34 protein-coding genes and 1 pseudogene are annotated in these 25,953 nt (G+C 51.1%); 29 read left to right on the top strand and 6 right to left on the bottom strand.

Going from position 1 to position 25,953, the window contains the following annotated elements:
- The 6 genes from ABGB15_RS15890 to ABGB15_RS15865 all read right to left on the bottom strand — a co-directional run bounded on the left by ABGB15_RS15890 (position 1) and on the right by ABGB15_RS15865 (position 3,523).
- On the bottom strand, positions 1 to 504 hold the full coding sequence (locus tag ABGB15_RS15890; protein WP_369064238.1) for a hypothetical protein: 504 nt from the start codon (positions 502 to 504) through the stop codon (positions 1 to 3).
- Positions 504 to 857, bottom strand: coding sequence for a hypothetical protein (locus ABGB15_RS15885; RefSeq protein WP_095442899.1), 354 nt, complete (start codon positions 855 to 857; stop codon positions 504 to 506). The genes ABGB15_RS15890 and ABGB15_RS15885 overlap by 1 nt, the downstream gene beginning before the upstream one ends.
- Before the next feature lie 106 nt (positions 858 to 963).
- The gene (locus ABGB15_RS15880) at positions 964 to 1,350 is read right to left on the bottom strand and encodes a helix-turn-helix transcriptional regulator (protein ID WP_369064237.1); all 387 of its coding nucleotides are present in this window, start codon (positions 1,348 to 1,350) and stop codon (positions 964 to 966) included.
- Positions 1,351 to 1,422: 72 nt separating this feature from the next.
- Positions 1,423 to 1,716 carry a hypothetical protein gene (locus ABGB15_RS15875; protein ID WP_369064236.1) on the bottom strand — a complete coding sequence of 98 codons (294 nt, stop codon included), beginning with the start codon at positions 1,714 to 1,716 and terminating at the stop codon, positions 1,423 to 1,425.
- A gap of 175 nt (positions 1,717 to 1,891) precedes the next feature.
- Entirely contained in the window at positions 1,892 to 2,818 is a 927-nt protein-coding gene (locus ABGB15_RS15870) for a hypothetical protein (RefSeq protein ID WP_369064235.1), read from the bottom strand.
- Between the two features lie 45 nt (positions 2,819 to 2,863).
- Entirely contained in the window at positions 2,864 to 3,523 is a 660-nt protein-coding gene (locus tag ABGB15_RS15865) for a LexA family protein (RefSeq protein ID WP_369064234.1), read from the bottom strand.
- Positions 3,524 to 3,633: 110 nt separating this feature from the next.
- Here ABGB15_RS15865 and ABGB15_RS15860 point away from each other — a divergent pair, with 110 nt between their 5' ends.
- The 29 genes and pseudogenes from ABGB15_RS15860 (at position 3,634) to ABGB15_RS15720 (ending at position 25,940) form a co-directional block, all read left to right on the top strand.
- Entirely contained in the window at positions 3,634 to 3,849 is a 216-nt protein-coding gene (locus ABGB15_RS15860; RefSeq protein WP_072032721.1) for a helix-turn-helix transcriptional regulator, read from the top strand.
- Between the two features lie 25 nt (positions 3,850 to 3,874).
- Complete coding sequence (locus ABGB15_RS15855) at positions 3,875 to 4,171, top strand: transcriptional regulator (RefSeq protein WP_369064233.1); 297 nt, start codon at positions 3,875 to 3,877, stop codon at positions 4,169 to 4,171.
- The gene (locus tag ABGB15_RS15850) at positions 4,168 to 5,130 is read left to right on the top strand and encodes a helix-turn-helix domain-containing protein (protein WP_369064232.1); all 963 of its coding nucleotides are present in this window, start codon (positions 4,168 to 4,170) and stop codon (positions 5,128 to 5,130) included. Before ABGB15_RS15855 ends, ABGB15_RS15850 begins: the two co-directional genes overlap by 4 nt.
- A 107-nt stretch (positions 5,131 to 5,237) precedes the next feature.
- Positions 5,238 to 7,109 carry a toprim domain-containing protein gene (locus ABGB15_RS15845; RefSeq protein ID WP_369064231.1) on the top strand — a complete coding sequence of 624 codons (1,872 nt, stop codon included), beginning with the start codon at positions 5,238 to 5,240 and terminating at the stop codon, positions 7,107 to 7,109.
- 106 nt (positions 7,110 to 7,215) lie between these two features.
- Positions 7,216 to 7,611, top strand: coding sequence for an antiterminator Q family protein (locus tag ABGB15_RS15840; protein ID WP_369064230.1), 396 nt, complete (start codon positions 7,216 to 7,218; stop codon positions 7,609 to 7,611).
- 61 nt (positions 7,612 to 7,672) lie between these two features.
- On the top strand, positions 7,673 to 7,855 hold the full coding sequence (locus ABGB15_RS15835) for a DUF1187 family protein (RefSeq protein WP_369064229.1): 183 nt from the start codon (positions 7,673 to 7,675) through the stop codon (positions 7,853 to 7,855).
- A 436-nt stretch (positions 7,856 to 8,291) separates the two neighbouring features.
- Positions 8,292 to 8,429, top strand: a complete 138-nt coding sequence (locus tag ABGB15_RS15830) for a hypothetical protein (RefSeq protein WP_369064228.1) — start codon at positions 8,292 to 8,294, stop codon at positions 8,427 to 8,429.
- Between the two features lie 900 nt (positions 8,430 to 9,329).
- Positions 9,330 to 9,719 (top strand): phage holin family protein, encoded by a 390-nt coding sequence (locus ABGB15_RS15825; protein WP_215722933.1) that lies wholly within the window; start codon positions 9,330 to 9,332, stop codon positions 9,717 to 9,719.
- Entirely contained in the window at positions 9,709 to 9,987 is a 279-nt protein-coding gene (locus ABGB15_RS15820; RefSeq protein WP_369064227.1) for a phage holin family protein, read from the top strand. Before ABGB15_RS15825 ends, ABGB15_RS15820 begins: the two co-directional genes overlap by 11 nt.
- Entirely contained in the window at positions 9,987 to 10,616 is a 630-nt protein-coding gene (locus ABGB15_RS15815; protein ID WP_369064226.1) for a glycoside hydrolase family 19 protein, read from the top strand. The genes ABGB15_RS15820 and ABGB15_RS15815 overlap by 1 nt, the downstream gene beginning before the upstream one ends.
- 7 nt (positions 10,617 to 10,623) lie before the next feature.
- The gene (locus ABGB15_RS15810) at positions 10,624 to 10,899 is read left to right on the top strand and encodes a hypothetical protein (protein ID WP_369064278.1); all 276 of its coding nucleotides are present in this window, start codon (positions 10,624 to 10,626) and stop codon (positions 10,897 to 10,899) included.
- A complete protein-coding gene (locus ABGB15_RS15805; RefSeq protein ID WP_369064225.1) occupies positions 10,850 to 11,041 on the top strand; it encodes a hypothetical protein in 192 nt (63 codons plus the stop codon). The genes ABGB15_RS15810 and ABGB15_RS15805 overlap by 50 nt, the downstream gene beginning before the upstream one ends.
- Before the next feature lie 568 nt (positions 11,042 to 11,609).
- Positions 11,610 to 12,098 (top strand): DUF1441 family protein, encoded by a 489-nt coding sequence (locus ABGB15_RS15800; protein ID WP_369064224.1) that lies wholly within the window; start codon positions 11,610 to 11,612, stop codon positions 12,096 to 12,098.
- On the top strand, positions 12,098 to 14,206 hold the full coding sequence (locus ABGB15_RS15795) for a phage terminase large subunit family protein (protein WP_369064223.1): 2,109 nt from the start codon (positions 12,098 to 12,100) through the stop codon (positions 14,204 to 14,206). The genes ABGB15_RS15800 and ABGB15_RS15795 overlap by 1 nt, the downstream gene beginning before the upstream one ends.
- A complete protein-coding gene (locus ABGB15_RS15790; RefSeq protein WP_369064222.1) occupies positions 14,203 to 14,418 on the top strand; it encodes a hypothetical protein in 216 nt (71 codons plus the stop codon). The genes ABGB15_RS15795 and ABGB15_RS15790 overlap by 4 nt, the downstream gene beginning before the upstream one ends.
- Positions 14,415 to 15,914, top strand: a complete 1,500-nt coding sequence (locus tag ABGB15_RS15785; RefSeq protein WP_369064221.1) for a phage portal protein — start codon at positions 14,415 to 14,417, stop codon at positions 15,912 to 15,914. Before ABGB15_RS15790 ends, ABGB15_RS15785 begins: the two co-directional genes overlap by 4 nt.
- Positions 15,859 to 17,871: a ClpP-like prohead protease/major capsid protein fusion protein gene (locus tag ABGB15_RS15780; RefSeq protein ID WP_369064220.1), complete on the top strand. Its 2,013-nt coding sequence runs from the start codon at positions 15,859 to 15,861 to the stop codon at positions 17,869 to 17,871. Before ABGB15_RS15785 ends, ABGB15_RS15780 begins: the two co-directional genes overlap by 56 nt.
- An 82-nt stretch (positions 17,872 to 17,953) precedes the next feature.
- Positions 17,954 to 18,280: a DUF2190 family protein gene (locus tag ABGB15_RS15775; protein ID WP_369064219.1), complete on the top strand. Its 327-nt coding sequence runs from the start codon at positions 17,954 to 17,956 to the stop codon at positions 18,278 to 18,280.
- The gene (locus ABGB15_RS15770; protein ID WP_369064218.1) at positions 18,273 to 18,548 is read left to right on the top strand and encodes a DNA breaking-rejoining protein; all 276 of its coding nucleotides are present in this window, start codon (positions 18,273 to 18,275) and stop codon (positions 18,546 to 18,548) included. The genes ABGB15_RS15775 and ABGB15_RS15770 overlap by 8 nt, the downstream gene beginning before the upstream one ends.
- 9 nt (positions 18,549 to 18,557) lie before the next feature.
- Positions 18,558 to 19,112 (top strand): phage tail protein, encoded by a 555-nt coding sequence (locus ABGB15_RS15765; protein WP_369064217.1) that lies wholly within the window; start codon positions 18,558 to 18,560, stop codon positions 19,110 to 19,112.
- Positions 19,109 to 19,507, top strand: coding sequence for a phage tail terminator protein (gene gpU, locus ABGB15_RS15760; protein WP_369064216.1), 399 nt, complete (start codon positions 19,109 to 19,111; stop codon positions 19,505 to 19,507). The genes ABGB15_RS15765 and gpU overlap by 4 nt, the downstream gene beginning before the upstream one ends.
- Positions 19,508 to 19,514: 7 nt before the next feature.
- Positions 19,515 to 20,252, top strand: a complete 738-nt coding sequence (locus ABGB15_RS15755) for a phage tail protein (protein WP_369064215.1) — start codon at positions 19,515 to 19,517, stop codon at positions 20,250 to 20,252.
- Positions 20,253 to 20,287: 35 nt separating this feature from the next.
- Positions 20,288 to 20,701 (top strand): phage tail assembly chaperone G, encoded by a 414-nt coding sequence (gpG, locus tag ABGB15_RS15750; RefSeq protein ID WP_369064214.1) that lies wholly within the window; start codon positions 20,288 to 20,290, stop codon positions 20,699 to 20,701.
- An 8-nt stretch (positions 20,702 to 20,709) separates the two neighbouring features.
- Positions 20,710 to 21,024 (top strand): annotated as a pseudogene (locus tag ABGB15_RS15745) (phage tail assembly protein T); the annotation flags it as partial.
- On the top strand, positions 21,008 to 23,524 hold the full coding sequence (locus ABGB15_RS15740; protein WP_369064213.1) for a phage tail tape measure protein: 2,517 nt from the start codon (positions 21,008 to 21,010) through the stop codon (positions 23,522 to 23,524). The pseudogene ABGB15_RS15745 and the gene ABGB15_RS15740, both read left to right, overlap by 17 nt.
- A gap of 2 nt (positions 23,525 to 23,526) precedes the next feature.
- Entirely contained in the window at positions 23,527 to 23,874 is a 348-nt protein-coding gene (locus tag ABGB15_RS15735) for a phage tail protein (protein ID WP_369064212.1), read from the top strand.
- A complete protein-coding gene (locus ABGB15_RS15730; protein ID WP_215722910.1) occupies positions 23,871 to 24,626 on the top strand; it encodes a phage minor tail protein L in 756 nt (251 codons plus the stop codon). Before ABGB15_RS15735 ends, ABGB15_RS15730 begins: the two co-directional genes overlap by 4 nt.
- Before the next feature lies 1 nt (position 24,627).
- The gene (locus ABGB15_RS15725) at positions 24,628 to 25,353 is read left to right on the top strand and encodes a C40 family peptidase (protein ID WP_369064211.1); all 726 of its coding nucleotides are present in this window, start codon (positions 24,628 to 24,630) and stop codon (positions 25,351 to 25,353) included.
- Positions 25,350 to 25,940 carry a tail assembly protein gene (locus tag ABGB15_RS15720; RefSeq protein ID WP_369064210.1) on the top strand — a complete coding sequence of 197 codons (591 nt, stop codon included), beginning with the start codon at positions 25,350 to 25,352 and terminating at the stop codon, positions 25,938 to 25,940. The genes ABGB15_RS15725 and ABGB15_RS15720 overlap by 4 nt, the downstream gene beginning before the upstream one ends.
- Positions 25,941 to 25,953 lie beyond the last annotated feature (13 nt).

Here is a 25,953-nt window from a genome sequence, read left to right as displayed (position 1 = left end):
TTAATGCAAAATTGGTTTTACTGGAGGCTTTTCACCGGCACGCAACCGGCGCGCGACATCTAAAAAAATCCCATCCAGGAATTCGTTGAACCATGACGCTTCACCAGCTTGAACGCGCTGGTCATTTGCCCAGTAGAACTGGAACACGGCCATATAGCGCTCTGTTGGCTTGTGCAGGAGAAGGTCTTCTTCCACATACTTGATTAGTACGTTCTCAATCAGCGCTCTTGTAAGGCCTAAGACATTTTCTTCACTTCTGAACACATACTCACCATCACGCAGTCCCCAGCGCTTTTCGCATTCAATCAGGTAGAGGAGGGCGACAGTTCCGCGTATGGACTCACAGATGATTTCAGCCCATTCGTGCTGCTCGGCAGCAGTAAGCTCGTGGTCTCCACTGCGATTTTCATCCATCATCCATGCAGGGAAATTCATACCAGTTCTTTCGTGGATATCTTTCAGCTTGGCGACAAGCCGCTTGATGTTGTCGTTATTTTCTGCCATCAGTTAATTCCTCCGCTTACATGTTTCTGCTTCACGTAATCAACAACCTCGTTCAGAAGTTCGTCGATAATCAATTTCCCTGAATCTGTCAGATATTCGGTGTGTTTATTAATTCCTATGGCATTTTGATATGCAGTTTTGATAGTTGCGTCACCCTCATATCTGCTAAGCCCACCGCGTGTTAATCCTTCAAAGCGTAATAACAGCTGATTCATGAAGTGCTCATTGACTTCTACGGTTTCAATTTTGTTTTCGGGCAGTTTTATAATCAGTAGGTTTCCACCAGTCTTACGCTGGAGACGCGCTAATGCCGCGTTAGCAATTCTGCGCCGGTAGGTATCGATAATGTTCATAGTTAGTACCCATAAGCTTTCTTAAGATAAAGACGAGCGATTACCTCGTAACCGCAGACCGCATAGAGGCATGCTGATCTGTATGCTGATTGGTCTTTGATGAAAGTCATACGAAGCGCCTCACAGCCAAAGAAGCGACTACGCGACCGTGAATTTTGATTTCTTTCAGTTCATCGGTATTGATGGTGAAGGTTTCGTAATGATGGTTGTCCGAAATAATCTTCAATGAACCACAATCTAATGGCTCTACTCTCTTAATAAAAAGGCAAGGACGACCAAATACATCCATCGTATAAACATAAATGCCAGGGGTAAGAGCACGGCCACCGCAATCAACGAAAGCCACTACCTCACAGGGTTCGATGGTTGGTTGCATTGAGTCACCTTCCATCCTGCAGCTCTGAACGCGGTTACCAAAGTCATTAATATTGTCTGAACCAAACAGCATTTGAGGTTTTTTAATTGGCTGATTAATTGCGATGGCATTTTGCATTTTCATTTCCTTAGGGTGAGTTTGTTCCCACCCGAAAAGGTGTTAATAACAATTAAATTAGTAATTACTTAGTTAAATGGCTGAGAGCATTTTTTTAATGTCAGGATGTTCATCAATAATTTTTTTAGCATCATCACATGCCTCGTCATAAGATTTGAAGAAATCAACTAATACGAAATAATTTTCGATGCGTTCGTAAACTGCGTACTCCATCTCACCAACAAATGTCGTATTGAATTGGTAATCAAAACCTTTATCGTGAGGCTGCACAGCATGGCAATAAGACCAATGCGAATTGGTTGATCTAAGCTTGGCGTGAATATCAAATGTCTGGTTAGTTGTATTGGGTAGGTAGTTAGTGTTCATCTGATTGGCTCCGTTGTTTGCCGATGAGATGATATTACAAAACGTAATTGTTGATGTCTATACAAAATGAAATAAAAATTGTATATTTAGTGAAAGCATATGATATCAAAGTGTATTTATTCAGATTGCAAATCGTAGAGACAAAAAACCCGGCTCGGTGGCCGGGTTGGGGATTTCAGTGCGGTTTTGGTAATGTTGGTTTTTGAAGGGCTTCGATTATTCTTTCCGCTTGAGGACTTGGAAGGGCTTTTTGTTGAACCTTCGTTGCAAGATATGATTTCAGGTGAATGTTGACGTATACGGTGTACAACCAATCTCTGAATATACCCAGAGCTGAGTTTGGATAAATGTATGCTTCCTTTTGTGTGCCTTTGCTCTGTGGAAAATCATCAGGATAATTGTGAGGGTGCAACGTTCTTTCGCCGTGTGTATCGGCTAATTTGTTATCTTTCCAATATTTAGCCCATCTCTGCCCAACGCTTATATCAGGGATGGAGTGAGGATCTAACTTAAACTCGCTGTTGATGAGCCTTACAGTAAGATCTGCCATCTCTCGGAAAATGGAAAAATAACCAATCGGAATGCTATCGTTTGCAATGATACGCTGCTGAAAAATATTCCATGACTGGCTGATAACCTCAGTGTTCTGTTGTTGATAGCCGGAGCGCTCATAGATCATCCTTTTGAGAGTATACTCGGCCAGCCGCACGAAATTTTCTACTGCTGTGCTGTTATCGAAGTTGTTGGCATCAAAAGCATAATATCTAAGAATTGCCATGCAGACGTAATCTGGATAAGCATGGGTTTCCACACCGGCGGAGTTGACGACACGAGTATAAAGTCGGTCAATATCATGGTATCCGCGAGATGCCAGATAGGTTGAAACCTTTTGACCTCGAGGCTTACTCTTTTCCGTTTCCCAGTTTGATGTGAAAACCCTCAGAGGGGTATCGTCTATACCGCATAGCTTTGCAAGCCCGTAGAGGGTGAGGTAAGGCGTTCCATCATTAAGAACGCCCATTGGCATGTCATCAGAAACAACCTCCACTACCGGAAATAACTGTATCTGCTGTAGGGATCTGTTATCTTTAAATTCAGCCATATGTTATTGATATCCTTATTTAAGTGGAGGGGATCGGGAAAAAAATCACCCAAACGTCTCAGCAGGCCACTGGCTGGCTACTACCTTCCCAACAACTCGACAGTTCTCATCGCATGGCATCATAGGGAACTGGGGGTTTAGAGGTTGTAGGAACACCTGACCGCTATCTTTAATCAGCTTCTTAAATGTGAATTCATCCCCCCCAAGGCGGGCGATACAGTAGTCGCCAGGGACAACAGGTTCTTCCGGGTCAACGAGGATTAGTATGCCTTCAGGAAAACTCGGGCGCGAACCAGTTGGTGCTGTCATGGAATGACCGTCAACCTCAAGCCAAAATGCGTTATCACTGGCTTTTATAGTTGTGCTCACCCAATTATCTGCATCCCGCTTCGTAAAAGGTCTGAACTCCGGTGAAAACATACCAGCCTGAACTTTAGAGAAAACAGGGTATTCGAAATGGGGTTTGGGTGGCTCGTAAAACTGACCAGACCCGATGGTGAAGGTGCCGTCTAAGTTGAGGGTTGCTCCAACTATGCCAAGAATTCGAAAAATCGAGCCTATTTCAGCAAGTGAAGCCGATCTCCTGCCGTTAAGCCAGTGGCTCAAAGCACCTTGGGTAATACCTAACTCTTCTGACAGCTGGGCTTGCGTAATCCCTACTTCAGACATTCTGGCTTTTGCCAGCTCGTACCATTCTGTTTTCATAAGCTCATGTTATTACATTATGTGATAAAACATCAATGCACATAATGTAATATTTTCTTGATAACATCAAATACAATATGTAATATTTCCTGAGGGTACAGGAGACAAAAATGAGCAATTTAAAAAAACTACGCATCGCAAGTGGCTTAACGCAATGTGAGTTGGCAAATAGCATAGGCCGTACACAGAGTTCTATTTGCCACTATGAATCAGGCAGGAGGATTCCTGACATTGATACATGCCATCTCATTGCTTCCGCATTGAGTAAATCAGATCGGAAGGTATTTATCGAAGAAATTTTCCCTCACCCATCCGCAAAGGTATGACATGCCAACACAAGCTGGAGGAATCATGAATCAATCAGATTTCGCGCGTAAATATTCATTTGAGAAACCACTTCAGCGATTAATCATGCTTCGCGTACTGATGGGCGGCTCTATGGATGGTGAGGGGGTGCGTGTAATCGAACATCATGTTTTGGCTGAATTCTGTTGCTGCTCAAAACAGGCGGTTTTTAAGGAGATTAAGGCTCTTGAGCGTGCTGGTTTCCTGAAAGTGAGAAAAATTGGCGCCCTTGATATTGGTCTTAAAGTTCGGCTTGAACCAGCTCGCGGTTACACCATCACTCCAGCTCAGGAGTTTGTATGAGTAGCAAAATTCTCGGTAACGTTTGGGACGCTTGCGCCGCTCATGACATTAAGGGGGCGAAGCTGGTGGTTATGGCTCGTTTGGCAGACTACTCGAACGATGATGGTGTCTGCTACCCGAGCGTTGAGACCATTTGCCGCCAACTGGGTTTGGGGGAAAGCACGGTCAGGACCGCCATTGCCGAACTCGAGTCTGCCGGTTGGCTGCGTCGTGAATCCCGCCGCAAAGGTAATCGCAACACGTCCAATCTTTATCATCTTAATACCGAACGTCTGGAGGCCTTGGCACGCATTGAGAAGGACAAGGTAGCTGCGCTGAAACAGCAACGTAGGGCTAACGGTTTTCACCCGTCAGATTCTGACCCTTCAAAATCTGAACCGTCAGATTCTGGATGTTCAAACGGTTTTCACCCGTCAGATTCTGACAAAAATGGCGTTTTCACCCGTCAGAATCTGACCCCAGATCCACAAGTAAATTCAAAACATGATCCTCAAGTAAATTCAAAACAAGAATCACAAGATATTGGCGTGTGTGGCAAAGCCTCTTCTGAAAATCGCTCTTCCAAAGAGAACTATTCCAACGAGTTCGAACAGGCATGGCATGCATACCCCAAGCGGGCTGGTGGTAATTCCAAAGCCGCTGCCTGGAAAGCCTGGAAAGCTCGAATTAAAGACGGTGTTACCGCTGAGGCAATGCTGGATGGTGTAAACCGTTACGCCGGTTATGTCCGTGCTACGGGCAACGCTGGAACGCAGTACGTGAAACAGGCGGCGACGTTCTTCGGACCGGATAAACATTTCGATGAACCGTGGCTAGTAGAGACCCTGGAAAATAAAGTCCCTACCCGACAAGACCAGTCTCGCTACGAGTGGTACGCAAAGTCTGATGACGGCTCTGCCGAAGTGTTTATCAATCAGTCAGCGATCGATCGCATGAACCGTGGCGGGTATCGCCCATGAAAATACTCCTCAAGCGTGTGCTGGTGGCCGGATATAACCACGGCGTTCTGTGCGAGGGATTTGTGAGATGGTTTTTTGTTAAATTCGATTTACGGAGTTTGTGAGTTATGAGCCCAGCTGAACTATCAGAAAAACTATGGGATAACGCTGAACGCGTCGCTAAGTTTCTCCTTCCGAAAGGACATCTGGAGGGGAAAGAGTGGTGTGCTGGCAATACGAACGGTGACTCAGGCAAAAGCCTCAAGGTCAATATCGGCGGTAAAAAATCATGGGCTGACTTTGCCAGCGGTGACAGCGGTGACCTGCTGGATCTCTGGGTGCTGGTTCGTAACTGCCAGCTGCATGATGCAATGCGAGAGGCGAAAGAGTTTCTTGGCCTGAAAGATGACGACCACCACTTCGAAGCGAAGAAAAAACTGTTCTCTCGTCCGACGAAAAAGGGCGTTAAATCGGCCAGCAAATGCTATGACTACCTTGCTTCACGTGGAATTACCCGTGAAACAGCCGATCGCTTTAAGGTAACAGACGCGGTGGTCTGGTACCACGACGAAAGCCGCGAGGTACCAGCAGTGGCATTCCCTTACATCCGGAATGGTGAACTGCTACAGGTAAAACGTATTGGTACCGAAAGGCCAAACGGCAAAAAACTGATTATGGCTGAAGCTGATTGCGAACCATGTCTGTTTGGCTGGCAGGCTCTGGATAAAAACACCCGCCTGGTAGTTCTGTGCGAAGGTGAGATTGATTGCATGACCTTTACGCAGCTTGGCTATGATGCCCTGTCTGTTCCCTTTGGTGGTGGTAAAGGGGCCAAACAGCAGTGGATTGAATATGAATACCATAACCTCGATCGCTTCCAGGAAATTTGGCTGTGCCTGGACAACGACGATGTAGGCCGTGAAGCTGCAAAAGAAATCGCCAGACGTCTTGGGGAACATCGTTGCCGCATGGTTGAACTTCCCCACAAAGATATCAACGATTGCCTGATGAACGGCATGGACAGCGACTCCATTCTGGAATACATGGAGCGCGCCAAATTCTTCGATCCCGATGAGCTTTGCTCAGCAGGGGACTTGCTTCAAGAAACTATCGAGGCATTCGAACATCGGGATACCGGTCTGTTTACAAGCCCATGGGCTTCGCTGAACAACAACTTTAAGTTCCGTGCCGGTGAATTGACCCTCGTCAATGGCGTGAATGGGCATGGAAAAACAGAGCTCGTTGGACATATCGCGATTGATGCGATGAGTCAGGGCGTCAGGACTTGTATTGCTTCTCTGGAGCTTAAACCCGGCAAAATGCTTGCCCGACTCACACGGCAAACCATCTGCACCTCTTCACCGAAGCGTGAAGAAATCATTATGACCAACGAATGGTTTTCTGACCGCCTTTGGGTATTCAAACTCACTGGAACGGCCAAAGCCGACCGGCTTCTTGAGATTTTTGCCTATGCCCGGCGTCGCTATGGCATTGAGCTGTTCGTCATAGATAACCTGGCAAAATGTGGTTTAGACGAAGAAGACTACACAGGTCAGAAGGACTTCATCGATACGCTGTGCGACTTCAAGAATGAGCACAACTGTCATGTCCTGCTGGTTACTCATGCCAGAAAAACAAACGACTCTGCTCCAACAGGAAAAATGGACGTAAAAGGCACCGGTGCGTTAACGGACATGCCTGACAACGTTATGGCCGTCTGGCGCAACATTCCCCGTGAGCTGGCGCAGAGAAAAGCGGATCGTATGGGTTATGAGAGCCTCGATAAAGACGAACAGGCCGCAATTAATCTGCCTGCCTCAATGATTCGTTTGTTGAAGCAGCGAGAGGGGGAGGGGTGGATTGGTGATATCGGAGCTAATTTCGATTCTCGATCTCACCAGTTCCTGGAAGGCGAGAAAAAACCATTTAACTACCTGGTAGGTAAGCAGCAAAGCGAGCTTGATCTCGAGTGGGAAGCCAGCAACGTGACGAGGGTGTGAGATATGGAACTTGAAGCATTACTAAAACACTTTAGCCCTCAGGGTATGCAAATCAGCAACAGCAACAGCAACAGCAACAGCGTGAATAATACAGGAGCACAGAACAATGCGTGAAATTCAAATGGTTTTGGAGCGCTGGGGAGCGTGGGCAGCCAATAATCATGAAGATGTTACGTGGGCTTCTATTGCTGCTGGATTTAAAGGGCTCATTCCGGCGAGGGTAAAATCGCGGCCACAATGCTGTGACGATGACGCAATGATTTTATGCGGATGTATAGCAAGACTAAACAAAAACAATAAGGATCTGCATGATCTGCTGGTGGATTATTATGTGATGGGCATGACGTTTATGGCGCTGGCCCGCAAGCATGGCTGCTCTGACGGTCATATTGGTAAAAAACTGCAGAAAGCTGAGGGTGTGATTGAGGGCATGTTGATGATGCTTGATATCCGGCTGGAAATGGATCGCTATGTTGAAAAAAGTACGCTTGTGATTAAGTAATTTGATTCATCTTGGTGTCTCACTGTTTAATAATTTAACAGAGGGATATACAGAGGACGTTATGTTTAAAATCACAGCGACTATCATCAAAGCAGGAGGCACACCAGCTGAGTGGATTCGCTTTTCTAAACACAAAATGACTCGCGAACAATGCGAAAAAATGTTCTTCAGGGACACAGAGGCTGGTAAATCTTATGGAGTTAAGGTCACAATCGAAAATTTTCGCTGTGAGAAGGCAAAATAGGTTTACGTACGTAAAAAACGGAATATCCTGTTAAGAGTGGTCACTTCGACAAACAGCTTAGTCATCGAAACCCTGCCTGTCGGCGGGGTTTTTGTTTTAGAGTTTTAGTGGGAAAAAATAAGCATGCTAATTGATAGCGTGCTTAATTATATGAAGATAAATACACTAGAGTTGAAACAATTTTTGTAGAACATATATCTGTTAAGAGTTTTCTCACTACAAAGTTTTCAGTTTATCTGTCCATATGAGAAACAGAATGAATTATTTTTCCCTGAACCCCCCTTCTTTTTGAACGGCATTCTCTGAGATTTGTCCTAATACCTGTTGTCGGTTTTATAAGGAATCAACAGGTTGAAAATTTCACCTCGCGCAGCTTGGATATTGGTATTTGTAATCAGCGCTTTGTTCTGGGGCTTGGTTATCCTGGGGGGAATGTATGTCTTCTGACAAAAAAACATCAGATGACGACAAGAAGGCACGGGAGCTTAGGGAAAAACTGAAGTCGCTAGACCTGACTGAAGAGCAGCGGCAATGGATTGAATCCATGCTCGAAGAAGATGAAGAGGGGGGGTGAAGGACCTGGAGAAAAAAAATCGTTAGTGGGATGATTTTGAAAGCGCGCTATTGAACAGTGCCACGGGGTTGCTGCAGTTTATAATGGTTTCAGTCGGCTTTCAAAAGCACTCCATTAAAATCTGATTAACCGGAGTGGTTAGTTGGATGGAGTGCGTCCTTTATTTAGGAACGGTTTGAAATTTGTTTTTTGTAACATCTTGGAATTTTGAATGCGATCTCATAATTTTGTATAGTGATCATCTCTTTTCGCTTTTGACGAAGTATCTTTTATTCGCGGTGCTATAGTTAATACGGCATTCGATAATGCTCTCGATACTGAAAACACTGGGTGGGGAAACACCCGCTTCGCAGAGACAACTGCATGACCCCTGACCAGCACTCATTTGCTGGTCATTTTTTTCGTGTTGAGACAATTATTGACGGCATGAATGCTTGAGGAATAAATTATGTAGGTGGTGAATCCTTTCTAAGCGAAAGGGCGTTCCAGTCAACTGCATCTGCAGGTATGCACGCGTCTTTACTGACTGGGGTAGGGACACCGGGAGGCACCCGGCACCACATTATTTCTGCAAAATTTTATCCCATTGGAAGGGTTTGAAGTGTTCAAGTTCAATTCAACTGTATTTGCGTTTTTCCTCCTGTCAGGTTGTAGTTCTGATGTTGTTATCAGTCCTCCCCAAAAACCTGAATACAAGTCAATGCCTGAAATAACCCAGTCTGTGACGCCATCTCAACAGCGTGCCATTATGGCTGGTGAGCGACCTGACTGGTCTGAAAGAGCTCCGATCAACACAATGAAGCGATATTAAAAAACACTTATCAACTAAGGCTGCCATCCGGTGGCCTTTTTTATTTCCCCTCAATTCTGAGAGGATTCACAGCAATATGAGGGGGCTAAATGTCCGATCCATTAACCGGAGCCAGCGCAGTTCTCGGCGGAGGCCTGCTGGGTTCCGTTGCTTACGGCATGTTTACCCACACCGATTTTGGCGTCGTTTTTGGCGCTTTCGGAGGTGCGGTGTTCTACGTTGCGACGGCAACAAACCTGACGCGCGGCCGTCTGGCGGCATATTTCCTGACATCGTTTATCGTCGGGGTGCTTGGGGCTGGCTTTATTGGCTCATGGCTCAACGCCGCCACGCGTTATGAAAAACCACTGGATGCACTCGGCGCAGTGATTCTGTCTGCCCTGTGTATAAAAATCCTAACTTTTCTTAATAACCAGGACCTGAACAGTCTGTTCGGCTTTTTCTCGCGGTTACGCGGAGGAGGGGGCAATGGCAGGTGAGCTGACAGCATTCTTTAATGCGTTTATCTGTGCGGTGATCGTCGTTGTCCTGATGTTTTACCAGCGCCATGGTGCCAGGCACCGTCCTTTCATCTCTGTCCTGGCGTATATAACCGTGCTGGTTTACGCCGTTATCCCGTTGCAATTCATCTTCGGCCTTTATCGTGACTCCAGCTGGCTGGTGGTGGTGGCAAACCTCCTGATATGCGCTGCTGTTATGAAGGTACGGGGTAATCTGGCTCGTCTGGTTGATCATCTGAGGCACTAATGAACAAAACACAATTTCAGAAGGCGGCTGGTATCAGCGCCGGGTTAGCTGCGCGCTGGTTTCCGCATATCGATGCCGCAATGAAGGAATTCGGCATTACGGCACCGCTCGATCAGGCGATGTTCATTGCGCAGATGGGGCATGAATCCGGTGGGTATACAACGCTGGTGGAAAGTCTGAACTATGCAGCCGATCGTCTTGTTCCCGTATTCGGTACACACCGTATCACGACGCAGCAGGCTGCCGCACTTGGCAGAACGGCAACGCAACCGGCCAACCAGAAAGCGATCGCCAACCTGGTTTACGGCGGCGAATGGGGCAAAAAGAACCTGGGTAATCAGGTAGCGGGTGATGGCTGGAAATATCGGGGGCGCGGGCTGAAGCAAATCACCGGGCTGAGCAATTATCACAGTTGTGGTCAGGCGCTGAAACTGGATCTGGTGTCGTATCCCGAATTGCTGGAACGGGATGATTATGCTGCGCGTTCCGCCGCATGGTTCTATGTCTCCCACGGTTGCCTGCTTCATTCCGGCGACGTGGAGCGCGTGACGCTCCTTATCAATGGCGGCCGTAATGGACTTGATGACCGTCGGCGTCGTTTTAATCTGGCAAAAGCCGTGCTGGTGTGAGGTCACTATGGGTATTGAAACGATAATCGGGCTGGCAGCCGCTGTGATAGCTGCCATCGCTGGTGCTTTTGGCCTGGGTCACATTCGCGGCACCAGCAAAGCGGAAGCGAAAGCAGACCAGCAGCGTACCGAAGAGAACGCAGCGGCTACGGTTGCTGCAGCAGAACGGCGGGTGGAAGTAACGAAAGAGGCCAGCAATGTGCAAGAAGCTGTTAAGCGTATGGCTGATGACGATGTTGATCGCGAGCTGCGCGAAAAATTCACCCGCCCCGGTGGTGGTTGATACAGGCTGTCTGTGGACGCGAATTATCTATCTGACAGACCACAATATCGACGTGCTGGATAAGCAGACGAAGCGCGACATCCTGGCGCATAACAAAGCATGGCAGGCGAACTGCCAGAAAGAAACCAGAGCCTCGCAATAGCGGGGCTTTTTAATGCGCATCGCACGCGCATATCTAAGAAGGTCTTTCAGCTGTGAGCCTGGGCGAACAGTTTGCTCCTGGTAGCTTTACTGTACTGCACTTCTTTTAATCGCCTTAACGTTAGCGGTTGTTTTTCGAAGGGACAAGATGAATAAGTAAAGGCACTTGTCCTGTCGAAACAGAGATAAACGTTGCTGCTTTATCTTGATCGGGAGGTTTGGCGGTTATGCATAAATCTTGTCTGTTAAAAAGAGACCGCGCTATACGCCGACAATGTGTTTTGTTTTTAGCAACCATATGGCTCCTGAAAAGCCGCCCGAAGGCGGCGTGGGTTGATAATGGAGTATTGAGCGGGCCACTGCCATAGCCTGCAATAGCACAGTACAGCAAATGATAATCATTATCAATAAGGGTCCTCCCGTCAGGGGGGCCTGCCACGGGGCGGCTGGCGCGCGGAAAACGGCTAGTTTTTGCGATCCAGGGTCATCATCATCATTTGAGCAGGTCTTTGATTTAATTAGAGGCCATTTTCGAAAGATGTCGAATCGTTTAAAAAGTGTTCACCATCATGGACCAGGAAATAGCTTCTTTTAAGCTGAACATTAATCAGCTGGCCGGGATCACTGGTGTGCACCGGCAGACAGTTGCCGCCAGACTGAAAAATGTTGAACCAGCTCCCGGCAGTAACGCCAAATTAAAACTGTTTCAGATCACCGACATTCTTACCGAATTGATGGTGCCGACCATCGCGGGCGAGCTTGATGACATGACACCGTCTGACCGACTGGCCCACTGGAAAGCAGAGAATGAGCGGATCAAATTCGAGCAGGAAACGGGTCAGCTTATTCCTGCTGATGAAGTTGCTCGCGAATTTTCTCTGATGGCAAAAGCCATCATCATGGTTCTTGAAACCCTTCCGGATGTACTTGAACGCGACTGCGCACTTTCTCCTGCAGCGGTTTCGCGTGTTCAGAGCGTTATCGATGATTTACGTGATCAGATGGCCCAGAAGGTACTGGAAGCCGAAGCAGAGGAGGATGAGCCAGAGGAGGACTGATGGCAAAGCGGGCATCAGCCAGGGGGATTCGTCGTGACGTATCCGGGATATTGCGCGCCCCGCGTCGTATGCTGGTGGCCGACGCAGTTAAAGATTATATGCGCGTACCAATGGGGGCGGGAAATTCCGTCCCGTGGGACCCGAACCTTGCCCCTTATGTTATTGAGCCAATGAACTGCCTTGCATCCCGTGAATATGATGCCGTGGTGTTTGTCGGCCCGGCGCGAACGGGGAAAACTATCGGCCTGATTGATGGCTGGATTGTCTATAACATCGTTTGTGATCCGGCTGACATGCTCGTTATTCAGGTCTCCGAAGAGAAGGCGCGCGAGCATTCTAAAAAGCGTCTTGATCGTACCTTCCGCTCCAGCCCGGCAGTTAAGTCCCGGTTAAGCCCGCGACGTAATGACAATAACGTTTACGACCGTACATTCCGGGCAGGTAATTACCTGAAACTCGGCTGGCCATCAGTCAATATTATGTCCTCGTCCGACTATAAAAGTGTGGCGCTGACAGATTATGACCGCTTCCCGGAAGATATCGACGGGGAAGGTGATGCCTATTCCCTCGCATCCAAACGAACCACTACTTTCATGTCTTCGGGCATGACTCTGGTGGAGAGTTCCCCTGGCAGGGATATCAGGGATACGAAATGGCGGCGCTCCACGCCGCATGAAGCCCCGCCGACCACTGGTATCCTGTCGCTGTACAACCGTGGAGACCGCCGTCGGCTTTACTGGCCGTGCCCTCATTGTGGTGAATATTTCCAGCCGGAAATGGACAATATGACAGGGTATCGGGACAGCAATGATCCGGTGCTGGCGAGTGAGGCGGCATATCTTCAGTGCCCGGCCTGTAAGGGCAGGATCACCGCTGATATGAAACGCTCCCTCAACATGAAGTGTGTATGGCTCCGGGACGGACAAAGTATCGACAGCAGTGGCAATATCAGCGGCGACGGACGTCGATCGCGCATTGCTTCTTTCTGGATGGAAGGTCCCGCAGCTGCTTACCAGACCTGGGCGCAGCTGATCTATAAATTCCTGACAGCTGAGCAGGAATATGAGACCACGCGCAGCGAAGAAACCCTGAAGACGGTAATTAACACCGACTTCGGACGTCCCTATCTGCCGCGTGCCAGCATGGAACAGCGTAAAAGCGAATTGCTTGAACAGCGTGCTGAAGAAGTGCCTAAACGTTCTGTGCCTGATGGCGTGCAGTTCCTTGTCGCAACGGTAGACGTTCAGGCGGGACGCAACCGGCGCTTTGTTGTGCAGATCACGGGTTACGGAAGTATGGGGGAGCGCTGGATAGTTGACCGTTACAACATCCGGCATTCGCTGCGCTGCGATGGCAACGGGGAAAGCATACAGGTGGACCCGGCAAGCTATCCGGAGGACTGGGATCTTTTACTCACCGACGTCTTTGATAAAACGTGGCCACTCGCGTCTGACCCGTCAAAGGGCATGCGGCTTATGTCGATGGCTGTGGACTCCGGGGGCGAGGACGGCGTGACAGATAATGCCTACAAGTTCTGGCGCAGATGTCGCCGCGAGGGACTGGGCAAGCGTATCTGTCTCTTCAAGGGGGACAGCGTCAGACGCAGCAAACTTATCCAGCTAACGTTTCCCGACAACACGGGCAGATCAACGCGCCGCGCAAAGGCGACAGGGGATGTGCCTCTTTATCTTCTCCAGACAGATGCCCTTAAAGACCGGGTGAATAATGCGCTGTGGCGTGATTCCCCCGGTCCTGGCTATGTGCATTTCCCCGACTGGCTGGGCAGCTGGTTCTATGACGAACTGACGTATGAGGAACGCTCGAATGAAGGGAAATGGAGTAAGCCAGGGCGCGGTGCCAACGAAGCATTTGACCTTCTCGTCTATGCCGATGCACTCGCCATCCTTAATGGCTACGAAAAAATTAAATGGCCGTCTGCTCCTGAATGGGCACGGCGGGAAGCGTGGATCGAGAACACGCAGGCGGAAACTGGCGAAGTGCCATCCCCGACGTCAGCGAAGAAACCAAAACCAAAGCCAAAACCAAAGCGTGAGAAGTCTGTGACTGACCAGACTAATCCGTGGTCTACCTCAGGAGGGTGGGTGTGAATTCAGCAGATATTCAAAACATGATCGACCGCTATGCCGCGGCAGAGCTTGCTGTCCTGGACGGAAAATCCATCACATTTAATGGCCAGCAGATGACGCTCGAAAACCTGTCGGAAATCAGAAAAGGCCGTCAGGAATGGGAGCGCCGGCTGGCAACGCTCAATAACAAACGCCGCGGGCGACCCGGTTACAGGCTGGCGAGGTTCGGATGAGTTTTTTAGATGATGCGATAGGCCTGTTTTCGCCAGGCTGGAAAGCCTCACGCCTGCGTGCCCGTGCAGTAATCAAAGCATATGAGGCGGTTAAGCAAACGCGGACTCACAAAGCTCAGAAGGAAAGTCGCTCTGCCGATCAGCTCAGCCAGATGGGGGCGGTTTCCCTGAGGCAGCAGGCCCGATGGCTGGACAACAATCACGATCTGGTGATTGGCGTTTTCGACAAGCTGGAAGAAAGGGTGGTTGGTGCTAAAGGCATCATAGTTGAGCCGCATCCGAAGTTAAGTAACGGGAAGATTGCCAAAAAACTTGCCAGTGATATCCGAAGAAAGTGGGGTGAATGGTCCGTAAGGCCTGATGTCACAACCCAGTTTACCCGTCCCATGCTGGAGCGTCTGATGCTGCGGACGTGGCTCCGGGATGGTGAGGTATTTGCTCAACTGGTTCGCGGTACCGGAAATGGACTTCAGCCTGTTGCTGGCGTGCCATTCTGGCTGGAAGCACTGGAGCCTGACTTCGTACCAATGAACAGCGATGCTGCCACCCAGCTCAACCAGGGCGTTTATGTCGATAGCTGGGGGCGGCCAAAAAAATATCAGGTCTATAAAAGTCTGCCGGTGGCCGGGCGACAGTTCGATACCAAAGAGATAGATGCGGAGAACATGCTTCATCTCAAATTTACCCGGCGTTTGCACCAGACCCGCGGAACTTCTCTTCTGTCGGGTGTCCTGATGCGACTGAGCGCGCTGAAAGAGTATGAGGACTCTGAGCTTACTGCTGCCAGAATTGCTGCGGCACTCGGCATGTATATCAAAAAGGGGGACGGACAAAGTTTCGAGTCTGATTCCGGCAGTGATGACCGCGAGCTGATGATTCAGCCCGGAATGCTCTATGACGAGCTGCAGGCCGGTGAAGAAATCGGGATGATTAAGTCCGATCGCCCGAACCCTAACCTTGAGTCGTTTCGTAACGGGCAACTGCGGGCCGTGTCCGCCGGCAGTCGTCTCAGTTTTTCCAGTACCTCCCGAAACTACAACGGCACGTACAGTGCCCAGCGGCAGGAGCTTGTCGAGTCAACCGACGGATATCTGATTCTGCAGGACTGGTTTATTGGTTCAGTTACCCGGCCCATGTACCGGGCCTGGCTGAAGATGGCTGTTGCTGCCGGAGAAATCAAGCTGCCGAGAGGTATCGATATGGACACGCTGTATAACGCGGTTTATTCGGGACCCGTTATGCCGTGGATAGACCCCGTTAAAGAAGCCAATGCCTGGAAAACGCAGATACGCGGTGGTGCAGCAACAGAATCTGACTGGATCCGGGCCAGCGGCCGTAATCCGGACGATGTGAAGTCCCGCCGTAAAGCGGAGGTTGACGAGAACCGAGAACAGGGCCTGGTGTTTGACACCGACCCCGCCAATGATAAAGGAGGCACCAGTGCCGAAGCCAGAGAACCGGGCGCGCCACCGTCCGAAAGCCAGCGTAAAAAGTAATTCGTGGTTCCGCATGCAGGCCAGCAACAACGAGGCCGACATTTTCATCTATGAAGAAATCGGCTACTGGGGGGTGACGGCGAAGCAATTCGTCAATGACCTGAAAGCCCTCGGTGATGTCACTCATATCAACCTTCATATCAACTCACCCGGTGGTGATGTCTTCGACGGCATTGCCATTTTTAATGCCCTCAAAAATCATGGCGCATCGATAACTGTCCACATCGATGGTCTCGCTGCGTCGATGGCTTCCGTTATCGCAATGGTGGGTAATCCGGTGATCATGCCGGAAAACACCATGATGATGATCCACAAGCCATGGGGATTTGCCGGTGGTGATGCTAACGATATGCGCGACTATGCCGACCTGCTCGACAAAGTGGAATCGGTGCTGATTCCGGCATATGCACAAAAGACCGGAAAAACTACCGAAGAAATCGCGGCAATGCTTGAGGAAGAAACCTGGATGGACGGTTCTGAATGCCTCGAACTGGGTTTTGCCGACCAGGTGACTCCATCCCTTCAGGCAATGGCCTGTATCCATTCAAAACGTATTGAGGAATTTGAAAAAATGCCAAAAAGCATTCGCAACATGATCACCCCACCGCGCAATACTACTCAGCGTGATCCGGTACTTACCCAGCCTCAGGCACCACAGGCAAAAACGGACCCGGTACCGGACGAAAGTGCGATCCGCGCGCAGGTACTGGCTGAGCAGAAAGCCCGCGTTAACGCTATTGGCGATCTCTTTGCCATGTTCGGCAATAAACACATGGAACTGCAGAATCAGTGTGTGGCCGACCCTGATTGTTCAGTCGATAAGGCGAAAGATTTGCTGCTGGCAGAACTCGGTAAAACGGCCACGCCGTCCAATAAAACCACCCAGCCGCATATTCATGCGGGCAACGGTAACTTCGTCGCGGATGGTATTCGCCAGGCACTGATGGCGCGTGCCGGGTTCGAAGGTCAGGAGCGGGATAACGTTTATAACGGTATGACGCTGCGCGAGTATGCGCGTATGGCCCTGACAGAAAAAGGCATCGGTGTGGCCAGCTACAATCCTATGCAGATGGTTGGCCTGGCGTTAACGCACAGTACCTCAGATTTTGGCAACATCCTGCTGGACGTGGCAAATAAGGCGCTAATGCAGGGCTGGGAAGAGGCCGAAGAGACCTTTGAACAGTGGACCAAGAAAGGGCAGTTGTCAGACTTCAAAACCGCTACTCGTGTCGGTATGGGCGGCTTCCCGTCCCTGCGTCAGGTTCGTGAAGGAGCAGAGTACAAATACGTAACCACCGGAGATAAAGGTGAAACCATCGCGCTGGCAACTTATGGTGAAATCTTCTCTGTGACCCGTCAGGCGATCATTAATGATGACCTGAACCAGCTCACCGACGTTCCGATGAAGATGGGGCGCGCGGCGAAAGCAACGATTGGCGATCTGGTTTACGCCATCCTGACCAAAAATCCGAAACTTTCCGATGGCAAGGCGCTGTTCCATGCCGATCACAAGAACCTGAGCTCGGGCGCAATTTCTGTGGCCAGCCTGGACGAATCGCGCAAGCTGATGCGCCTGCAGAAAGAGGGCGAACGAACCCTGAATATCCGTCCGGCCTACATGCTGGTGCCTGTCGGCCTGGAAACCCTGGCGAATCAGACTATCAAGTCGGCCAGTGTTAAAGGTGCAGACATCAATGCCGGGATCGTTAACCCTATCCAGAACTTTGCAGAAGTCATTGCCGAACCTCGCCTGGATGAAGCTGATGCGAAAGCCTGGTATCTGGCTGCCGCGAAGGGCACCGACACCATTGAGGTCGCTTATCTCAACGGCGTCGACACGCCTTATATCGATCAGCAGGAAGGCTTCACCACTGATGGTATCGCCACGAAAGTGCGTATTGATGCCGGTGTGGCACCGCTGGACTATCGCGGCATGACCAAATCCACTGGTCAGTAAAAAACAGTCCTGACAAACAGACGCCCGTAAGGGCTTTTTTTATACCTGAAACCAGCCCCGCAAGGGGCTGAATGGAGAAGTTATGGCCAAGAACTATGCGCAGGACGGGAAAACGATCCCTCTGGTAAACAGTGGTGCAACCGATGTTCACAGCGGCGACCCGGTTGTTGTTGGAAAACTTATCGCGGTAGCAATTACCGATATTCCGGCTGGCGACACCGGGGACGGTTTTACTGAGGGTGTATTCATCCTGCCAAAAGTTTCCGAAGATGCGGTTACTGCCGGGGCGCAGGTGTATCTCAAGGACGGCAAAATCACGATCGAAGAAACGGACGCCGTTGCCGCGGGCATCGCCTGGGAAGATGCAGGGGCAGGCACCACCGTTGTAGAAGTAAAGATCAATGCCTAACCCCTTTGACCGGATGGCGGCACGCATGGACGCGGCCACCATAACAAAGATGGGGAAAACGGCGCTGATCAACGGAATTACATGCAACGTTATCCCTGCTGAGTTGCTTGAAGAGATGGGGCCATTATCAGGGAATTTGCGGTCGCTGGTGGTTTTCAGTGGAGAATACACCCCGCGGCGAAACGATGTCGTGGTGTGGGAAGGCAAAAACTGGACCGTCACACGCCACGAACAGTTTAACGGGAAACCACGCATCTTCATTGAGTAGGAGGAGGCTATGTCGATAAAAGGCCTGGAACAGGCTATCGCGAACCTCAACAGCATCAGCAAAACGGCGGTGCCCCGTGCCTCTGCCCAGTCTGTTAACAGGATTGCCGGGCTGGCCATCAACCGAAGCGTTTCTGTCGTTTCAAAATCTACTCGTGTGCCACGAAAACTGGTTAAGCAACGTGCCAGGTTACGACGGGCGACCGTCAGTAAACCACGCGCACTTATTCGGGTGAACAGGGGAAATCTACCCGCCATTAAACTCGGCCCCGCCAGTGTTCGTTTGTCTCGCAGGAAACGAGATAAGTCGGGTGCAAACAGTGTGCTCAGAATAGGCCCGTTTCGTTTTCCAGGCGCTTTTATCCAGCAACTGGCAAATGGTCGCTGGCATGTACTGCGACGCACCACAAAGAATCGTTATCCCATTGAAGTGGTCAGCATTCCCCTGGCTGTTCCCCTTACTGAGACCTTCCGTGCGGAGTTACCCCGACTGATGGACGAAAACATGCCTGGCGTTATGCGCCAGAACCTTCAAAACCAACTGAGGTTGATACTCAAACGATGAAACACCCGCAGATACGCGCTGCCGTTCTGACGGCCCTGAAACGTAGTATCACAGAGCAAATAACCTGGTTCGACGGACGTCCAGGATTTCTCGAAGAAGAAGATCTGCCTGCTGTAGCTGTTTACCTGACTGACGCACGAGCTTCAGAAGATAGCGTAGATGAAGATATGTGGACCGCACTGTTGCATATCGAGGTTTTTCTTAAAGCAAAAGAGACAGATTCTGCGCTGGATGCCTGGATGGAAGAAAAAGTGTACCCGGTTCTGGCGGACATCCCCGAATTGCTTCCACTAATCGAACTGATGAATGCAAATGGCTATGACTATCAGCGAGATGAAGAAATGATGATGTGGGGCTCAGCCGATCTTAGTTATTCAATCAACTATGTAATGTGAGGACCCTATGGCAACACCAAACCCGCTGGCACCAACAAAAGGTGCCGGTACCACGCTTTGGGTGTATACGGGAACAGGCGATCCGTATGCCAACCCGCTTTCTGACGTTGACTGGTTGCGCCTGGCAAAGATTAAAGATCTGCAGCCTGGTGAACTGACAGCTGAATCTGAAGATGATACTTACATCGATGATGAGAATGCCGACTGGACATCAACGATGCAGGGACAGAAATCAGCCGGTGAAACCAATCTGACGCTTGCATGGATGCCAGGTGATTCCGGCCAGCAGGATCTGGTGAACTGGTTCGATGAAGGCACCGTGAAGGGATACAAAATTAAATACCCGAATGGTGTCGTCGATGTCTTTAAGGGCTGGGTGAGCAGTCTCGGCAAGACAATTTCCTCCAAAGAGGTGATGACCCGGACCGCAAAAATCACCAACAACGGTAAACCTTCACTTGCAGAGGACAGCGGTACCCCACCGATTGGCGTCACGGGGATTAGCCTGGATAAATCCACTGATTCTGTGGACATCGGTTCAACCACGCAACTGGTTGTTTCTGTTATGCCTGCCAGCGCGTCGGACACCTCCTTCCGTGCGTCGACTTCTGATCCATCAAAAGCGATCGTCACGGTTAACGGCAACACACTGACCGTGACTGGCGTGGCGGCGGGCACCGTCGACATCATTGTCATGACCAATGACGGTAACCTTGTGGCGATCTGCACGGTGACGGTTTCCTGATAACCGGGGCGTAAGCCCCGCATCCCGGAGTAAACATGTTTCTAAAAAGCGAACTGCTTGAGCATAACGGCTGCAGCGTAACACTGTTTCAGCTGTCGGCGCTGCAGCGGATTGAACACCTTGAGTACCTTAAACAACTGGAAGCCGTTGACGAAGGGGATATGCAAACGGCGATCACCTTTACAGTGAAGAATGGCGCATACCTCGTGGCGTTGTCGATCTGGCATGGCCATGCCCTGAAAGACACTCTGCCTGGTGGTGCTGCGGAGGAAGTGGCAAAAATTCAGGAAGAAATCCTGATGACCTGGCCGACAGAACTTGTTGCTGAAGCGGATTTCAGAGTGAAAATTCTCTCCGGCATGATTGCCCCGGTATCTGATGCTCCCGACGAGCAAGATCATGAACCTGCTGCACCTGTTACTGCGGAAAAGCCCTCGCCAGCGAGCTGAAATTTGCCATGAAACTGGCGCGTGAGTTTGGCCGGCCGGACTGGCGCGCCATGCTTGCTGGTATGTCCTCTGCAGAATATGGCGACTGGAAAATCTTTTACCGGGACAACTTCTTTCATGATGCGCAACTGGATGCTCACTTTTCCGGTTTGCTCTACACCATTTCAACCCTGTTTTTCGCTGATCCGGATTTAACTCCCGGCAGTTTCAGCATTCTGTCTTCTGAACCGGAGTCTGCTGGTGGCGATGAGCCGGATGACGACACGCTGATGGCGAAGGCCGCGGGTATTTCAGGAGGAGTGCGTTATGGCCCAGACGGCAGTCGGTGATCTGGTCGTTAACCTTGATGTTAACTCGACGAAATTTAACGAGCAGATCAACTACGTCAAGAAAGAATTTAAACAGGCAGGTGACGCGGCGAATGATTCTGCGTTGCGGATCCAGCAGGCATTCAGCCGCCAGGAGACCGCCGCCCGCAAGGCCGGTATTTCGGTCGGTCAATATAACGCAGCAATGCGAATGCTGCCGGCACAGTTTACCGATATCGCCACGCAGCTGGCGGGAGGCCAGAGCCCGTGGCTTATCCTGCTCCAGCAGGGTGGGCAGGTTAAGGACTCCTTTGGTGGGATCATGCCGACGTTCCGGGCACTGATGGGGGCAACTTCCCCCATGATGATCGGTATCGGGGCGTTGTCCGTCGCAACGGGCGCTCTGTTCTACGCCTGGTATCAGGGGTCTTCCACCCTGTCTGATTTCAACAAAACGCTGGTACTGTCGGGGAACACGGCCGGACTGACTGCAGATCGCATGCTGGCGCTGGCGCGGAACGGGCAGACTGCGGGGCTGACCTTCAACCAGACCAGCGAGGCGCTGACCGAGCTTATCAACGCGGGTGTGCGTGCTGGCTCGCGCTTTGATGAAATGAGCCAGGCGGTGGCGCGGTTTACCGATGCCTCCGGCGTGCCGGTGGAAAAAGTCGCTGCCGCTTACGGCAAGCTGACCACAGACCCGACTTCAGGTCTGATTGCAATGGCGCAGCAGTTTCACAATGTCACGGCTGCTCAGATTGCGCATGTCGCTCAGTTGCAGCGTGCGGGGGATGAGGCTGGCGCTTTGCAGGCAGCAAATGAAGCAGCTACCGCCGGTTTCAATGAGCAAACCAGATCTATCCGCGACAATATGGGGACGATCGAATCCACAGCGGACTCCCTGAAGCGCGCCTTCAAGTCGATGTGGGATGCAGCCCTCGATATTGGGCGACCTGACACCGCGCAGGAGATGGTGGCAAAAGCCGAAGCCGCGTTCAAAAAAGCTGATGAAATCTGGAACCTGCGTAAAGGTGACCGTTATGTCAACGATGAGGCCCGCGCCCGATTCTGGAATGACCGCGAAACGGCCAGGCTGGCGCTGGATATGGCGCAACAGCAGGCAGGGACCGCCAGAGCGAATGAAGAGAACGCATCAAGAGAGGCTGCAGCTGAATCCGATCGCCAGAAATATGCTGCGCAGGCTCAGGCAAATTACGCCAGAACTCAGAGTGCGCTGGAGAAATACACAGCCCGCCAGAATGAGCTGAATAAAGCGCTGAAAGAGGGACGGATCCTCCAGGCTGACTACAACATCAACCTGGCTGCCGCGAAAAAAGAGTACGAAAATACCCTTAAAAAACCAAAGAAAACCCCTTCTGTGCGTACACCAGCTGGAACCCGCGCGACCGATACTGCCAGTGCCCAGACGCTGGAGCTGGAAGCGCAACTGCGCATCCTGCAGGATCACAAGGGCATAAACGACACCATCAGCCAGCAACGCCAGGAACTGTGGCGTCAGCAGTCCCGGTTTGCTGTTCTGGAAGAGGCGGCGAAGACGCGCGCACTTTCTGCTGAAGAAAAATCCCTGCTGGCCAGTAAAGATGAAGTGCTCTCCCGCGCAGAGCTGAATGCGAAACTTGGCGATCAGATAGTGGCGCAGGAGCGGCTTAACCGCCTGCAGGATACGTCCCAGAAATACGTTACGCAAATGGGTGAGAAAACGCGTGCTCTGGCTGAAAGCGCAGGTATGAGCAGTCGTTCAGCTCAGCGGCGTAATGAAGAAGCTCAGCTCCTTCAGGGCTGGAAAAATGGTGGAGGTTCGGAATCGGACCAGGGCTATCAGCGGGAACTGCAGGCGCTACAGGGATATTACCAGGAACAGGACAAACTGCGTGGTGACTGGCTGTCCGGTGCCAGGTCCGCATGGGCTGATTATGCCGATTCAGCCGGTGACGCATACGGACAGATAAAATCGGTGGCTGCCACCACCTTTGACGGTATGACCAAAAACCTTGCCGACATGCTGACTACCGGCAAAGCAAAGTGGGCTGATTTTACCCGTTCAACACTCTCGATGCTGGCGCAGATCGCCATTAAACAGGCGGGCGTGGGGATCGTCGGTGCTGTTGGCTCCGCTATCGGGTTTGCTGGCGGAGGGTATACCGGCGCAGGCGGGAAATATGAGCCTGCGGGTGTGGTACACCGTGGTGAGTTTGTTTTTAACAAAGAAGCCACCTCACGAATAGGCGTGGGCAACCTCTACAGAATGATGAAGGGCTATGCCAGTGGCGGCTATGTGGGGGGCGGTTCCTCTTCCGGTGCTGGTGTGCCGTTCGGTGTCAGTGTATACGCGCCGGTCAGTGTGACGACTGAACAGCAGGGAGGGCAGCAGCAGTCACAGGGTGACCAGCTTGGTCGCGCTTATCAGCAGGTTATCGATAAATCGGTTCAGGACGGGATCCGCAAGGCTTCTCGTCCGGGCGGGATTATCTGGAATGCGATGAAGGTCAGATAAACATGGCAATCGAAACATTTACGTGGGGGATCCAGTCGGCCAGCCAGCCCACAACCAAAAGTGAAGACACCATCCGGAAAGCGAAATTTGGTGATGGTTATGAGCAGGTGAGTGGCTCCGGCCTGAATGATGAAAAGCTGATTTTTGAATATTCGTTCAGGGGCCGACCGGAAAAGGGGCTGGAGATTTACGCGTTCCTTCGCCGCCACAAAACCAAATCGTTCATTTTCACCCCGCCATTCGGAGAAGCCGCCCTGTGGCGTGTTCAGTCCAGTTCGCTGCAGAAGGTTGTTCTTGGCAAAACAATGCTTTCTGTTTCAGCAACGTTTGAACAGGCATTTGCACCATGAGTCTTAACGCTGATTATCAAAAACTGGAGCCGGGTAATGATATCCGGCTGATTGAAGTGGACGGCACCGCGTTCGGTGTGTCTGATGTGATGTATTTTCACGCTTACAACATCCCGCACACGCCTGAAGAGATTGCGGCGGCTGGTGGTGATGAAACCCGCCTGCCGCCAAAATCAATCTGGTGGCAGGGAACGGAATACAGGGCGTGGCCGTATCAGTTAGAGGGGCTGGAAAAATCCACGGACGGGACCAGCGCCGAACCAAAACTGTCTGTCGCCAATCTGGACAGCGCCATCACCGCACTTTGTCTTGCGTATGATGATCTCGTCCTGGCGCGTGTGGTCATTCACGATACGATGGCAAAGTATCTGGATGCCCGAAACTTCCCGTCAGGAAATCCCCTGGCGAACCCGACGCAGGAAAAACGCCAGACATGGTACATCGACGGTAAGACTGGTGAGACAAATGAGACAGTGCAGTTTGTGCTGTCCAGTCCGATGGACGTACAGGGAATGATGATCCCGACGCGCCAGCTGCATTCCCTCTGCACCTGGTGCATCCGTAACAAGTACCGTACCGGCGATGGCTGCGATTATGCCGGCACCCGCTATTTTGACAAAAATAACAATCCGGTCGATGACCCTTCTCTGGATGTCTGCAACGGCACTCTTACTGCCTGCAAGCTCCGGCATGGAGAAGGTAACGAGCTGCCGTTTGGCGGTTTCCCTGGTACATCCCTTATCAGGAGCTGATATGCGCAAGAAAACCCTTACTGCCATTATGGCGCACGCGGCTGCAGAATATCCCCGTGAGTGCTGCGGGGTGGTGGCGCAAAAAAGCCGGGTTGAACGTTATTTCCCCTGCCGTAACCTTGCCAGTGAACCTGAAGAGCATTTTCACCTCTCACCTGAGGACTACGCGAAGGCTGAGGACTGGGGGGCCGTGACGGCCATTGTTCACAGTCATCCGGATGCCACGACACAGCCGAGTGAACTGGATAAAGCGCAATGCGATGCAACGCTTTTACCATGGCACATAGTGAGCTGGCCGGAGGGGGATTTACGCACCATTCAGCCGCGCGGAGAACTGCCGCTGCTGAAGCGTCCGTTTGTGCTTGGTCATTTTGACTGCTGGGGGCTGGTAATGAGCTATTTCCGGCAGGAGCACGGTATTGAGCTGAAAGATTACCGGGTGGATTATCACTGGTGGGAAGAGGGCCACGCGGATAATTTCTACCAGGACTGCTGGTATGAGTGCGGTTTCCGTGAATTCAGCGGCCCGCCGATGCCGGGTGATCTGGTCATCATGCAGGTGGAATCGAACAAGTGGAACCATTCAGGGATCCTGCTTGAAGGGAACATGTTACTTCATCACCTTTATGGTCATCTCAGCCAGCGAGTCCCGTATGGCGGGTACTGGGTTGAACGCACCATGAAAATTGTCAGGCACAAGAATTTTATCGCTGAGGAGGGGGCATGACAGAGTCTGTGCGCAAAGTTCGCCTGTACGGTGTGCTGGGGGCAACTTTTGGGCGTGAGTATCAGCTTGCTGTTTCGTCAGCCAGGGAAGCGGTGCGGGCGTTATGTGTCATTGTTCCTGGATTTGAACGGTTCCTGAATAACAGCCGGCAGCGCGGACTGACCTATGCCGTTTTCAGTGGAACGCGGAATCTGGACCAGAAAGCGCTGGAAATGGATGAGGGCAGTGATGATATCCGTATTGCGCCGGTCATCATCGGCAATAAGCGCGGCGGATTGATGCAGACCATTCTCGGCGCAGCGCTGATCGCCGTCGCCGCTTTTGCCCCGTGGGGAGCGGCTATCTGGGCCAGTAACATCGTTTTCCAGGTGGGTGCCGCACTCGCGCTCGGCGGAGTGATTCAGATGCTCTCCCCGCAAACCAAAGGACTGGCCAGCAAGCAGTCGGCTGATAATAAAGCCAGCTATGCCTTCGGTGGCGTCACCAACACAACGGCGCAGGGTAATCCGGTACCGCTGCTTTACGGCAAACGCCGCATTGGTGGGGCGATAATTTCCGCCGGTATCTACGTCGAAGATCAGCAGTAACAATTCTATTTCC

It is taken from the genome of Enterobacter sp. MALB-1 (assembly GCF_041021625.1).
In the GTDB taxonomy this organism is placed as follows: Bacteria; Pseudomonadota; Gammaproteobacteria; order Enterobacterales; family Enterobacteriaceae; genus Enterobacter; species Enterobacter oligotrophicus.
Note: the sequence above shows the minus strand (reverse complement) of the source record. Positions and strands in the feature narration are given on the sequence as shown.